Genomic DNA, 12,539 nt, shown 5'->3' on the forward strand with positions numbered 1-12,539 from the left:
CCTATGGAACTGACTCCCAGAGAAAAAGACAAGCTGTTGCTGTTCACCGCCGCGCTGGTCGCGGAGCGCCGCCTCGCACGTGGCGTCAAACTTAATTACCCGGAATCGGTCGCGCTGATCAGCGCCTTCATTATGGAAGGGGCGCGAGACGGGCAAACCGTGGCGGAGCTGATGGAAGCGGGTCGCCATGTGCTGACGCGCGCGCAGGTGATGGAAGGCGTGCCGGAGATGATCCCGGATATTCAGGTGGAAGCCACCTTCCCGGACGGCTCTAAGCTCGTCACCGTTCACAACCCGATCCTGTGAGGGGAAACCGATGATCCCAGGCGAATATCAGATTAAACCCGGCCAGATCGCCCTTAACGTGGGGCGCAAAACCCAGCGCACGATCGTCGAAAATCACGGCGATCGACCGATTCAGGTGGGATCGCATTACCACTTTTACGAAGTGAATCCGGCGCTGAAATTCGATCGCGAATCCACAAAAGGCTATCGCCTTAACATTCCGGCGGGCACTGCGGTGCGCTTCGAACCGGGGCAAAAGCGCGAAGTGACGCTGGTACAGGTCGCCGGGGCGCAGCGCATTTTCGGTTTTCGCGGGGAAGTGATGGGCGAACTGGAGGACCACAATGGCTGAGATTTCGCGTCAGGCGTATGCCGATATGTTTGGCCCTACCACGGGCGATAAAGTGCGGCTGGCCGACACCGAACTGTGGATCGAGGTGGAAAACGATCTCACGATCTACGGCGAAGAGGTGAAATTTGGTGGTGGGAAAGTGATCCGCGACGGAATGGGACAGGGGCAGATGACGGCGCAGGCGTGCGTGGATCTGGTGCTGACCAACGCGCTGATCGTCGATCACTGGGGGATCGTGAAGGCGGATATCGGCGTCAAAGATGGCCGGATCTTCGCCATCGGCAAAGCCGGGAACCCGGATATCCAGCCCGGCGTGACGATCCCGATTGGCGCGGCGACAGAAGTGATCGCCGCCGAAGGTAAGATTGTCACCGCCGGCGGGATCGACACCCACATTCACTGGATCTGTCCGCAGCAGGCGGAAGAGGCGCTGGTCTCCGGCGTCACCACCATGATAGGCGGCGGTACCGGCCCCGCGGCAGGCACCAACGCCACCACCTGTACGCCGGGGCCGTGGTATATCGCGCGAATGTTACAGGCCGCCGATACCCTGCCGGTGAATATCGGCCTGCTGGGCAAAGGCAACGCGTCTAATCCTGACGCCCTGCGCGAACAGGTTGCAGCGGGCGCTATCGGGCTGAAAATCCACGAAGACTGGGGCTCGACGCCCGCGGCGATTAACTGCTCGCTGGAGGTTGCCGAAGAGATGGACATTCAGGTGGCGCTGCACAGCGACACGCTGAACGAAGGGGGCTTTGTCGAAGATACGCTGGCGGCGATTGGCGGGCGAACCATTCACACCTTCCATACCGAAGGGGCGGGTGGCGGCCATGCGCCGGATATTATTACCGCCTGCGCGCACCCGAATATTTTGCCCTCCTCCACCAATCCGACGCTGCCGTACACGGTCAACACCATTGATGAGCATCTCGATATGCTGATGGTTTGCCATCACCTCGATCCGGATATCGCCGAGGACGTGGCTTTTGCCGAATCACGCATCCGCCGGGAAACCATAGCCGCCGAAGATGTGTTGCACGATATCGGCGCTTTTTCGCTGACCTCTTCAGACTCCCAGGCAATGGGCCGCGTGGGCGAAGTGATTATCCGGACCTGGCAGGTGGCGCACCGCATGAAAGTGCAGCGCGGGCCGCTGGCGGAAGAGTCCGGGGAGAACGACAACTTCCGCGTCAAACGCTATGTCGCCAAGTACACCATTAACCCGGCACTGACCCATGGGATCGCCCACGAGGTCGGTTCGATTGAAGCGGGAAAACTGGCGGATCTGGTGGTCTGGTCACCCGCATTTTTTGGCGTTAAACCCGCCACCATCGTTAAAGGCGGAATGATCGCCTGTGCGCCGATGGGGGATATCAACGCATCAATTCCCACGCCGCAACCGGTGCACTATCGCCCGATGTTTGGCTCGCTGGGCGCCGCACGCCACGCCACGCGGCTGACGTTTGTCTCCCAGGCCGCAGCGACCGGCGGTATCCCGCAGCAACTTAACTTACAAAGCGCCATCGCCGTGGTGAAGGGCTGCCGGACGGTGAAAAAGGCCGACATGATCCACAACAGCCTGCAGCCGAATATCACCGTGGATGCGCAAACCTACGAGGTGCGCGTGGACGGTGAACTGATAACCAGCGAACCGGCAGACGTCCTGCCGATGGCGCAACGCTATTTCCTGTTCTGAGGAGAGATGATGATCTACTTAACCCAACGCCTTGATCACCCGCACCCGGTCACCGCAAGCGTCACGCTGCCGATTGATGTGCGGGTGAAAAGCCGCGCCCGCGTGGAGCTGAACGACGGGCGCGAAGCGGGGCTGATGCTGCCACGCGGGCTGCTGCTGCGAGGCGGCGATCTGCTCACCACCGAGGACGGTCTGGAAGTGATCGAAGTGATTGCCGCGCCGGAGTCGGTGTCGGTAGTGCGCTGCGCCGATCCCTATCTGCTCGCGCGCGCCTGTTATCACCTCGGCAACCGCCACGTTCCGCTGCAAATCATGCCCGGCGAGCTGCGCTACCACCACGATCACGTCCTCGATGACATGCTGCGTCAGTTCGATCTCGACGTGACCTTTGCTCATCTGCCGTTTGAACCGGAAGCCGGGGCCTATGCCAGCGAAACCCACGGTCATGCGCATGCGCATTCCCATTAAGGTGCCCTGAAGGAATGGAGCAAAACCGCCAACAGTTACGCCTGATGCAGCTCTCCAGCAGCAGTCTGCCGGTCGGCTCTTTCACCTGGTCCCAGGGGCTGGAGTGGGCGGTGGAAGCGGGCTGGATATCCACCGCGACTGAGTTCAGGCAGTGGCAAATTCAGCAGATGGAGCGAAGTTTTTTGTGCGTCGATCTGCCGCTGTTTATCCGCCTGTACCGCGCCTGTGAGGGAAACGACATTGCCGCCGCAAAACGCTGGACGGCGTATCTGCTCGCCTGCCGCGAAACGCGTGAGCTGCGTGAGGAAGAGCGCAATCGCGGCGCGGCCTTTACCCGGCTGATTAAGAGCTGGGAGCCGGATTGCCCGCCCGAGTGGTTACCGCTGTTTTCCAGCAGCCAGCTGTGCGGCATGGCGTGGCTCGGTGTGCGCTGGGACATTGACGTCCAGTCTTTAGCGTTGAGCCTTGGCTACAGCTGGATGGAGAGCGCCGTCATGGCGGGCGTAAAACTGGTGCCGTTCGGACAGCAGGCCGCGCAGCAGTTAATTATCGAATTGAGCGACCATTTTGCTGCAAAGCTCGGTCAGGCGTGGGAGCGCAGCGATGACGAACTGGGGGCGGCGACACCGCTCTCGGCCATCGCCTCTGCGCGTCACGAAACACAATATTCACGGTTATTCCGATCCTGAGGATTATTTATGGCTGAATACAAACATCCCCTGCGCGTGGGCGTGGGTGGCCCGGTCGGGTCGGGTAAAACCGCCCTGCTGGAGTCCCTGTGCAAAGCGATGCGCGACACCTACCAGCTCGCCGTTGTGACTAACGATATCTACACCAAAGAGGATCAGCGCATCCTGACGGAAGCCGGGGCGCTGGAGCCGGATCGTATTGTCGGCGTGGAGACTGGCGGCTGCCCGCATACCGCGATCCGCGAGGATGCCTCCATGAATCTCGCCGCCGTCGAGGCCTTGAGCGAGAAGTTTGGCAATCTGGATCTGATTTTTGTTGAAAGCGGCGGCGATAATCTGAGCGCCACCTTTAGCCCGGAGCTGGCGGATCTGACGATCTATGTGATTGACGTTGCCGAAGGGGAAAAGATCCCACGCAAAGGGGGGCCGGGGATCACCAAATCGGATTTCCTGGTGATCAATAAAACGGATCTGGCGCCGTACGTCGGGGCGTCTCTTGAGGTGATGGAGCGCGACACAAACCGGATGCGCGGTGAACGCCCGTGGACCTTTACCAACCTGAAAGCAGGCGACGGATTAGCGAAGATTATAGATTTTTTAGAAGTGAAAGGGATGCTGAAGGTTTAAGCGGGATTCGCAGGCATTGCAGGCCGCACATTTGTTGGCCCGGTGAGCGTTGCGCCACCGGGCAAGAGAGACACTTACGCCGCAGGCAGCTCAGCCAGCGGCCAGCGTGGGCGCACAGAGACGCTCAAATCCGCCGTCGCGCCTGCTTTTGCACGCACCATGCCCGCGTAAGCGATCATCGCGCCGTTATCGGTGCAAAATTCCGGACGCGCGTAAAACACTTCGCCGCGACGTTTTTGCATCATCTCCGCCAGCTTCGCGCGCAGCGTACGGTTAGCGCTCACGCCCCCCGCCATTACTAGGCGCTTAAAGCCGGTCTGATCCAGCGCGCGTTTGCACTTGATCATCAGGGTATCCACCACCGCATCCTCAAAGGCGCGAGCGATGTCAGCGCGAGTCTGATCGTCATTTTCATTGTTGCGAATGGTATTCGCCGCAAACGTTTTGAGGCCTGAGAAGCTGAAATCCAGCCCCGGGCGGTCGGTCATCGGACGCGGGAAAACAAAACGTTTTTCAACGCCCTGAGACGCCAGTTTCGACAACATGGGGCCACCCGGATAATCCAGGCCCAGCAGTTTGGCCGTTTTATCGAAAGCTTCACCGGCGGCGTCATCAATGGACTCGCCCAGCAGTTCGTACTCGCCAATACCGGTCACGCTGATCAACTGGGTATGACCGCCGGAAACCAGCAGCGCCACAAACGGAAACTCAGGCGGATTCTCTTCCAGCATCGGTGCCAGAAGGTGCCCTTCCATGTGGTGAACCGCAATCGCCGGAACATCCCACGCAAACGCCAGCGAACGCCCTACGGTGGCACCAACCAGCAGCGCACCGACCAGACCCGGGCCTGCAGTATAGGCAACCGCATCGATATCTTTTGGGGTCAAACCGGACTCTTTCAGCGCCGCCTGAATCAGGGGAACTGTTTTACGCACGTGGTCGCGCGACGCCAGCTCCGGCACCACTCCGCCGTAATCAGCGTGTAATTTCACCTGACTATACAGTTGGTTGGCTAACAGACCTTTTTCGTCGTCGTAAATGGCGATGCCGGTTTCATCGCAGGATGTTTCAATACCCAGTACACGCATGGCTTAATTTACCTCTTTTCTGTACCGCGCAGTGTAGGGCGAATGCGGGTCGATGTATACCCTGAGGGGTGAGTTCGTGTATACTCTTACCCCTTACAAAAGTCCCGTTCAAAAACGGCATTGGTGCTTTACAAAGCAGCATGAGTTGCAGTAAAATTCCGCACCATTTTGAAATAAGCTGGCGCCGATGCCAGCGGCAAACCGAATTTATCAAAGGTGAGAGTTACATGCCGGTAATTAAAGTACGTGAAAACGAGCCGTTCGACGTAGCACTGCGTCGCTTCAAGCGTTCATGCGAGAAAGCAGGTGTTCTGGCGGAAGTTCGTCGTCGTGAGTTCTATGAAAAACCGACTACCGAACGTAAACGCGCTAAAGCTTCTGCTGTGAAACGTCACGCGAAGAAACTGGCTCGCGAAAACGCACGCCGTACTCGTCTGTACTAATCTGTTGAGGGCACACGCCCTCAATGGTCAGACTGAGTTATAGTCGTAAGGCCGTGCTTCCGGAAGGAATGCGCGGCTTATTTTCGTTTATGCGTTAGCAAATACACAAAATCATTCAAGACGCATCACGGCGGCAAGGGAGTGAATCCTCAGCGCTTACATCAGTAAGTGACAGGGTGAACGAGCGCAGCCAACGCAGAAGCAGCTTGAGGGATAAGGTGTAATTTTACGGGGCCTATGGCTGGACGAATTCCACGCGTATTTATCAATGACCTGCTGGCCAGAACCGACATCGTCGATCTTATCGACGCGCGGGTAAAGCTCAAAAAGCAGGGCAAGAACTACCATGCGTGCTGTCCGTTCCATAACGAAAAAACCCCCTCTTTCACCGTAAACGGTGAAAAACAGTTTTATCACTGCTTTGGCTGTGGCGCGCACGGGAATGCTGTCGATTTCCTGATGAACTACGACAAGCTCGAGTTCGTGGAAACCGTCGAAGAACTGGCGGCGATGCACAACCTTGAAGTGCCGTACGAAGCAGGCAGCGGTCCGAGTCAGATAGAACGCCATCAACGACAAACGCTTTACCAGCTGATGGACGGTCTGAATTCGTTTTACCAACAGTCTCTTAAGCAACATGCAGCTGAACCTGCGCGTCAGTATCTGACACAGCGCGGATTGAGCGACGATGTGATTGCGCGTTTCGCTATTGGTTACGCCCCGCCCGGCTGGGACAACGTATTAAAGCGTTTTGGTGGCAATAGCGAAGATCGTAAATCTCTGATCGATGCCGGCATGCTGGTGACAAACGATCAGGGACGAAGCTATGACCGTTTCCGCGAACGGGTGATGTTCCCCATTCGCGACAAACGAGGCCGGGTAATTGGTTTTGGTGGACGCGTGCTGGGTGACGGCATGCCGAAATACCTCAACTCCCCGGAAACCGATATTTTCCACAAAGGTCGCCAGCTGTATGGCCTTTATGAAGCCCAGCAGGATAACGCTGAACCCCGGCGTTTACTGGTGGTCGAAGGCTATATGGACGTGGTCGCGCTGGCGCAGTACGACATCAACTACGCGGTTGCGTCGTTGGGAACGTCCACCACCGCCGACCACATTCAGCTCCTGTTCCGGGCGACGAATAACGTCATCTGTTGTTATGACGGTGACCGTGCCGGACGCGATGCCGCCTGGCGTGCGCTGGAAACTGCACTACCTTATATGACCGACGGGCGCCAGCTGCGCTTTATGTTCCTGCCCGACGGTGAAGACCCGGATACGCTGGTGCGTAAAGAGGGCAAAGCGGCGTTTGAAGCGCGGATGGAGCAGGCTCAGCCACTCTCCACGTTTCTGTTTAACAGCCTGATGCCGCAGGTGGATTTGAGCACACCAGACGGACGCGCCCAGCTGAGCACGCTGGCACTGCCGCTGATTTCTCAGGTTCCGGGCGAAACGCTGCGCATTTACCTGCGCCAGGAGCTCGGCAACAAGCTCGGCATTCTGGATGACAGTCAGCTTGAACGTTTAATGCCTAAACTGGCTGAAAGCGGTGCGGTTCGCCCCGCGCCACAGCTAAAACGCACAACCATGCGTATACTGATAGGGTTACTGGTGCAAAACCCTGAGCTGGCGCCGCAAGTGCCGCCGCTCGCGGGGTTGAACCATGAAAAGTTGCCAGGACTTGGCTTATTTTCAGAACTGGTCAACACGTGTCTGTCGCAACCAGGTCTGACTACCGGCCAACTGTTAGAGCACTATCGCGGCACAAAAGAGGCCGCTACCCTTGAAAAACTGTCGATGTGGGACGATATAGCTGATAAGGACATTGCAGAAAAAACGTTCACCGACTCACTCAACCATATGTTTGATTCGATGCTTGAACTGCGCCAGGAAGAGCTGATTGCTCGCGAGCGTACACATGGCTTAAGCAGCGAAGAGCGCCGGGAACTCTGGATGTTAAATCAGGAACTGGCGAAGAAATAAACTGAACAAAAACCGTTCACGTTGTATCAAAGCAGAGACAACGTGAAGGATGCAGCATTTAACGGCTTAAGTGCCGAATATCGATCGGGAAGCCCCCGGCAGCCGCACTGAGAGGCAGCGGCAAAAATATAAGTACGCCCTCGCTTCAAAGGTTGGCAGCGACACCGCCGACACCAATTAAACGAATTAAGTGTGGATACCGTCTTATGGAGCAAAACCCGCAGTCACAGCTGAAACTTCTTGTCCAACGTGGTAAGGAGCAAGGCTATCTGACCTATGCCGAGGTCAATGACCATCTGCCGGAAGATATCGTCGATTCAGATCAAATCGAAGACATCATCCAAATGATCAACGACATGGGCATTCAGGTGATGGAAGAAGCACCGGATGCCGATGATCTGTTGCTGGCTGAAAACTCCAACAACACCGACGAAGATGCAGAAGAAGCCGCTGCACAGGTGTTGTCCAGCGTTGAGTCTGAAATCGGGCGTACCACTGACCCGGTGCGCATGTACATGCGCGAAATGGGCACCGTTGAACTGTTGACCCGCGAAGGCGAAATCGACATCGCGAAACGCATCGAAGATGGGATCAACCAGGTTCAGTGCTCCGTTGCCGAATACCCTGAAGCGATCACCTATCTGCTTGAGCAGTACGATCGCGTCGAAGCCGAAGAAGCGCGTCTTTCTGACCTGATCACCGGTTTTGTCGATCCGAATGCTGAAGAAGATCTGGCGCCAACCGCGACTCACGTCGGTTCTGAACTGTCTCAGGAAGAGATGGATGATGACGAAGACGAAGAGGAAGAAGACGGCGACGATGACAGCAGCGATGACGACAACAGCATCGATCCTGAGCTGGCGCGCGAGAAATTTGGCGAACTGCGCACCCAGTACGAACTGGCTCGCGACACCATCAAAGCCAAAGGCCGGAGCCATGCCGCCGCTCAGGCCGAGATTCAGAAACTGTCTGAAGTTTTCAAACAGTTCCGCCTGGTGCCGAAACAGTTCGACTACCTGGTGAACAGCATGCGCGTCATGATGGACCGCGTTCGTACTCAAGAACGTATCATCATGAAGCTGTGCGTTGAACAGTGCAAAATGCCGAAGAAGAACTTCATCACTCTGTTCACCGGCAACGAAACCAGCGAAACCTGGTTCAACGCGGCTATCGCGATGAACAAACCCTGGTCTGAAAAACTGCACGACGTGGCTGATGATGTTCAGCGCGGCCTGCAGAAACTGCGTCAAATCGAAGAAGAGACCGGCCTGACTATCGAGCAGGTTAAAGATATCAACCGTCGCATGTCCATCGGCGAAGCGAAAGCCCGCCGTGCGAAAAAAGAGATGGTTGAAGCTAACTTACGTCTGGTTATTTCTATCGCGAAGAAATACACCAACCGTGGTCTGCAGTTCCTGGATCTGATCCAGGAAGGTAACATCGGTCTGATGAAAGCGGTTGATAAGTTTGAATATCGTCGCGGTTACAAATTCTCCACCTACGCAACCTGGTGGATCCGTCAGGCGATCACTCGCTCTATCGCGGATCAGGCGCGCACCATCCGTATCCCGGTGCATATGATTGAGACGATCAACAAACTCAACCGTATCTCCCGTCAGATGCTGCAAGAGATGGGCCGCGAGCCGACGCCAGAAGAGTTGGCAGAGCGCATGCTGATGCCAGAAGACAAGATCCGTAAAGTGCTGAAAATCGCCAAAGAGCCTATCTCCATGGAAACGCCAATCGGCGACGATGAAGATTCGCATCTGGGTGATTTCATCGAGGATACCACCCTCGAGCTGCCGCTGGACTCTGCGACTACCGAGAGCCTGCGTGCTGCCACTCATGACGTTCTGGCGGGCCTCACTGCGCGTGAAGCGAAAGTCCTGCGTATGCGTTTCGGTATCGATATGAATACCGACCACACGCTGGAAGAAGTGGGCAAACAGTTCGACGTTACCCGTGAACGTATTCGTCAGATCGAAGCGAAGGCCCTGCGCAAGCTGCGCCACCCGAGCCGTTCTGAAGTTCTGCGTAGCTTCCTCGACGATTAATCGGCCCTGAAAAGTAAAAAGCTCCCAACCGGGAGCTTTTTTTTCATCTTTTTTCAGCACAGCAGAACCACAAGCCCTTAGCGCCCTCGCACCATCAACGCCTCATCGAGTTCGCGATAGGCTTCGACCAGCTTGTCGAGTGTCGCCCTGTTCAGCCCACTCGGATTTGGCAGCACCCACACCTGCGTCATGCCAATGGTGATTCTCTGCTTGCCCCACTGCGCACCGCGCTGGCTAAAGGCCTGCTCGTACGCCTGCTTGCCAAGGATCGCCAGCGCCGAAGGCTGGTAATCTTCTATTTTCTTCACCAGTTCCCGCCCGCCGCTACGCAGCTCATGCAGATTCACCTCTGTAGCCTGGACTGTCGGGCGCTCCACCAGCATGGTAATCCCGCAGCGGGTATCCAGCAGATGCTGCTCCTCTTCAGGCTTCAGCAGCCGATCGGTGAATCCTGCCTGATGAATGACCTTCCAGAAACGATTTCCCGGATGGGCGAAGTGAAAACCCGTATGGGCGGAAGACTTGCCTGGGTTGATCCCGCAGAACACCACCCGCAGCCCCGGCGCCAGAATATCGTTGATCATCTCACTCCCCGATGAATGTATCTTGTAGTTAGTATAAAGGATTGATAATGCGTTGTTTATAAAAACAGCAGGCAGGAGGGAATGGCTGGATTGCAGCAGGGAGTTACTTTATAATTCACCGCCACGGCCCCTTAGCTCAGTGGTTAGAGCAGGCGACTCATAATCGCTTGGTCGCTGGTTCAAGTCCAGCAGGGGCCACCAAATTTTAGCAGTAAACACATACACTTAGGCCACTCTCGCGAGTGGCCTTTTTGTTATCTGAGCTTTTGATGGCGATGAAATGGCGGTAGACTTCTTACCGCCATTTTCTTTAAGGCATAAAAAACCCGCTCGCGGCGGGTTAGTTTAAAGGGGATAACAGGCGCTAGCCTTTTAGTGCGGATCGCGACACTTTAGGGGTGACTCCACCAGTGGTAACAATAAATCGCTCTACCGATTCCATCGTCACGAAAGTGCAACTGCAATTGATGTTTGTGCACTGATGATAACGTTCTTTGGTATTCTCGCTAAGGTATCGACTCGTACGGGCATGTGCCGCTTGCTTGCACTCAGGACAATGAAACATAACTGGCTCCGCAAATTCACTAATAGTGAATTTATAATACCCAAAAAATCACTAAATGGGTATTGTTTTATGCCTTCCCTTCTTCTGTGACATATTCAATATCTGAGGATTTCACTTGCAGCTCAAGCGTCGAAGTGAAACCGTTGCTATTAAGACGATGCTCTACCCGGCTGATTACCCATGCTTGATTATCTATAACGTTCTTGAATCCTCTGACTGTAACAGGTATTTCAGGAAACAGATCTGCACGGCCAATTGCGAGCGTGATAGAAAACTCAGCTGCACCACGCTGTATCTCTTCCCATTTGGCCTGCGCCGCACGGATGGCCTGCGCTTTGCTAGCGAAAATGGTCGTTAGCTCCAGAACATTTTCCGGTTCTCCAGCCATGTATTCACCGTTTCGTGCGCCCTGATTTCCGCTCGGCTTACTCGCTGACTGCGTCATAGTGGCATCCGGATGTTGCCAAGAATGTAGATCCTGCTCTTTCGACACACGTTTGAGATTAACGTTTTGGTTTTGCTGACTCGGGTCTTTGGTTTGCAGCCATTTGGCTGTAACACCGCTATACGCCCCCCGATCGGCAATAGTAAATTGATGGCTGTCTCCATCGCCACGTTCTATGACCCTTTGCGGGAAGGGTTTATTACTTGCATTCATCGCACTCCCCTTTTTCAGGAAAAGGAGTTTTCCGGCCTTTACGGAGACAACCGCACCATTTCGCTCGGCCAGCCGCGACAAGAATACAGCATCAGACTCCTGTGTCTGATCGATATGGGGCACCTCAACAGGTACCAAACTCTCGGCTATCCTGGCTATGAGCTTATTCCGCTGAGCTATGGTGTCGACAATCGTCCCAAGCGTTGTATCATGCCAGGACTGCTCGCGACGCGAGTTGAGCGATCCTCGAAAATCAGCACTGCGTGCACGAATGGTGAGAACGTCTGGAGCACCTCGATACGCGATTTCGTCTACAATAAAACTCCCCTTTCCCAGCAATGCCGATCCCTGCCAGCCTAACCACAAACTCAAAGAAGCACCGCGCGGTGGTAACTCAACCAACCCGTCAGAATCATCAAGCTCTATATCAAGCTGGTCAGCTTCAAACCCATTATTATCAGTCATTGTCAGACTGATGAGCCGCTCTCTGAAAACCTCAGTAATATCATCCTTACCGAAAGCGAGCATAAAATCGGGAGCAATGCATGCACCTGCCTGAAGAGTCATTCCCGTTATCATCCCACCAGTCCTCCCGCCCAGCTACCCACTGATGACGCCAGGGTTTCGGCTTGTGCTTTTAAATCGCCATACATAACAACCAGGGATTCATCGACTCTCTTTAAAGTCAGGTTAAACTCGATTTTTCTGGCAGACCCATCACTGTAAAGATCCGTATGATTATGTGTTACCTTTTCAACCACATACATGCCGTGAATCATTCCACTACCGTCGATCAGTGGCCATGCACGTCCCTCGTTGGCCATCAATTCGATCGCCAAAAGCGATAATTTACCGCCAGTAATTTCTGGGTAGAGCGTACCGGAGAGGGTGCGTGTGGTTTCTCCCTCCCCAAGAAATTGATACGCAGGTGACTTGCCGATACGGTTATTTGATGCCCATCGATAATCTTTTGTATATTGCATCGACTGATACGGTAGCGTTCGGCGCTCAAACACAAATAAACCTAATACCATTAACACTGTCTAA

14 protein-coding genes and 1 tRNA gene are annotated in these 12,539 nt (G+C 55.1%); 10 read left to right on the forward strand and 5 right to left on the reverse strand.

Annotated elements, in window-relative coordinates; translation table 11 throughout:
* Nucleotides 1-3 precede the first annotated feature (3 nt).
* From F153LOC_RS08525 to ureG, 6 genes are read left to right on the forward strand one after another with little or no spacing between them, the layout of a single operon-like run.
* Nucleotides 4-306: an urease subunit gamma gene (locus F153LOC_RS08525; RefSeq protein ID WP_039031754.1), complete on the forward strand. Its 303-nt coding sequence runs from the start codon at nt 4-6 to the stop codon at nt 304-306.
* 10 nt (nt 307-316) lie between these two features.
* Complete coding sequence (locus F153LOC_RS08530; RefSeq protein ID WP_102104796.1) at nt 317-637, forward strand: urease subunit beta; 321 nt, start codon at nt 317-319, stop codon at nt 635-637.
* Nucleotides 630-2,333, forward strand: coding sequence for an urease subunit alpha (ureC, locus tag F153LOC_RS08535; protein ID WP_102104797.1), 1,704 nt, complete (start codon nt 630-632; stop codon nt 2,331-2,333). Before F153LOC_RS08530 ends, ureC begins: the two co-directional genes overlap by 8 nt.
* A 9-nt stretch (nt 2,334-2,342) precedes the next feature.
* The gene (ureE, locus tag F153LOC_RS08540; RefSeq protein WP_102104798.1) at nt 2,343-2,801 is read left to right on the forward strand and encodes an urease accessory protein UreE; all 459 of its coding nucleotides are present in this window, start codon (nt 2,343-2,345) and stop codon (nt 2,799-2,801) included.
* 14 nt (nt 2,802-2,815) lie between these two features.
* Nucleotides 2,816-3,490 (forward strand): urease accessory protein UreF, encoded by a 675-nt coding sequence (locus F153LOC_RS08545; RefSeq protein WP_102104799.1) that lies wholly within the window; start codon nt 2,816-2,818, stop codon nt 3,488-3,490.
* Between the two features lie 9 nt (nt 3,491-3,499).
* A complete protein-coding gene (gene ureG / locus F153LOC_RS08550; RefSeq protein ID WP_102104800.1) occupies nt 3,500-4,117 on the forward strand; it encodes an urease accessory protein UreG in 618 nt (205 codons plus the stop codon).
* A gap of 74 nt (nt 4,118-4,191) precedes the next feature.
* On the opposite strand, the gene tsaD is transcribed toward ureG, so the two are convergent.
* Nucleotides 4,192-5,205 carry a tRNA (adenosine(37)-N6)-threonylcarbamoyltransferase complex transferase subunit TsaD gene (gene tsaD, locus F153LOC_RS08555; RefSeq protein WP_100778874.1) on the reverse strand — a complete coding sequence of 338 codons (1,014 nt, stop codon included), beginning with the start codon at nt 5,203-5,205 and terminating at the stop codon, nt 4,192-4,194.
* A 227-nt stretch (nt 5,206-5,432) separates the two neighbouring features.
* Between tsaD and rpsU the strand changes: the two genes are divergently transcribed.
* The 3 genes from rpsU to rpoD all read left to right on the forward strand — a co-directional run bounded on the left by rpsU (nt 5,433) and on the right by rpoD (nt 9,685).
* Nucleotides 5,433-5,648: a 30S ribosomal protein S21 gene (gene rpsU / locus F153LOC_RS08565; protein WP_001144069.1), complete on the forward strand. Its 216-nt coding sequence runs from the start codon at nt 5,433-5,435 to the stop codon at nt 5,646-5,648.
* A 237-nt stretch (nt 5,649-5,885) separates the two neighbouring features.
* On the forward strand, nt 5,886-7,631 hold the full coding sequence (gene dnaG / locus F153LOC_RS08570; protein ID WP_100778873.1) for a DNA primase: 1,746 nt from the start codon (nt 5,886-5,888) through the stop codon (nt 7,629-7,631).
* Nucleotides 7,632-7,837: 206 nt separating this feature from the next.
* The gene (gene rpoD / locus F153LOC_RS08580; protein ID WP_100778872.1) at nt 7,838-9,685 is read left to right on the forward strand and encodes an RNA polymerase sigma factor RpoD; all 1,848 of its coding nucleotides are present in this window, start codon (nt 7,838-7,840) and stop codon (nt 9,683-9,685) included.
* A 77-nt stretch (nt 9,686-9,762) separates the two neighbouring features.
* Here the strand turns inward: rpoD and mug are convergent, their stop codons facing one another.
* Nucleotides 9,763-10,269: a G/U mismatch-specific DNA glycosylase gene (gene mug, locus F153LOC_RS08585; RefSeq protein WP_100778871.1), complete on the reverse strand. Its 507-nt coding sequence runs from the start codon at nt 10,267-10,269 to the stop codon at nt 9,763-9,765.
* A 125-nt stretch (nt 10,270-10,394) separates the two neighbouring features.
* On the opposite strand from mug, the gene F153LOC_RS08590 reads away from it, so the two are divergent.
* A tRNA-Ile gene (locus tag F153LOC_RS08590) sits at nt 10,395-10,470 on the forward strand.
* Between the two features lie 163 nt (nt 10,471-10,633).
* Here F153LOC_RS08590 and F153LOC_RS08595 read toward each other — a convergent pair.
* The 3 genes from F153LOC_RS08595 to F153LOC_RS08605 form a co-directional block, all read right to left on the reverse strand.
* Nucleotides 10,634-10,834 (reverse strand): ogr/Delta-like zinc finger family protein, encoded by a 201-nt coding sequence (locus F153LOC_RS08595; protein ID WP_102104801.1) that lies wholly within the window; start codon nt 10,832-10,834, stop codon nt 10,634-10,636.
* Between the two features lie 67 nt (nt 10,835-10,901).
* The gene (locus F153LOC_RS08600) at nt 10,902-12,071 is read right to left on the reverse strand and encodes a phage late control D family protein (RefSeq protein WP_102104802.1); all 1,170 of its coding nucleotides are present in this window, start codon (nt 12,069-12,071) and stop codon (nt 10,902-10,904) included.
* Nucleotides 12,068-12,532 carry a phage tail protein gene (locus F153LOC_RS08605; protein ID WP_102104803.1) on the reverse strand — a complete coding sequence of 155 codons (465 nt, stop codon included), beginning with the start codon at nt 12,530-12,532 and terminating at the stop codon, nt 12,068-12,070. Before F153LOC_RS08605 ends, F153LOC_RS08600 begins: the two co-directional genes overlap by 4 nt.
* Nucleotides 12,533-12,539 lie beyond the last annotated feature (7 nt).

This window comes from Lelliottia sp. F153 (assembly GCF_002870005.1).
Taxonomy (GTDB): domain Bacteria; phylum Pseudomonadota; class Gammaproteobacteria; order Enterobacterales; family Enterobacteriaceae; genus Enterobacter; species Enterobacter nimipressuralis.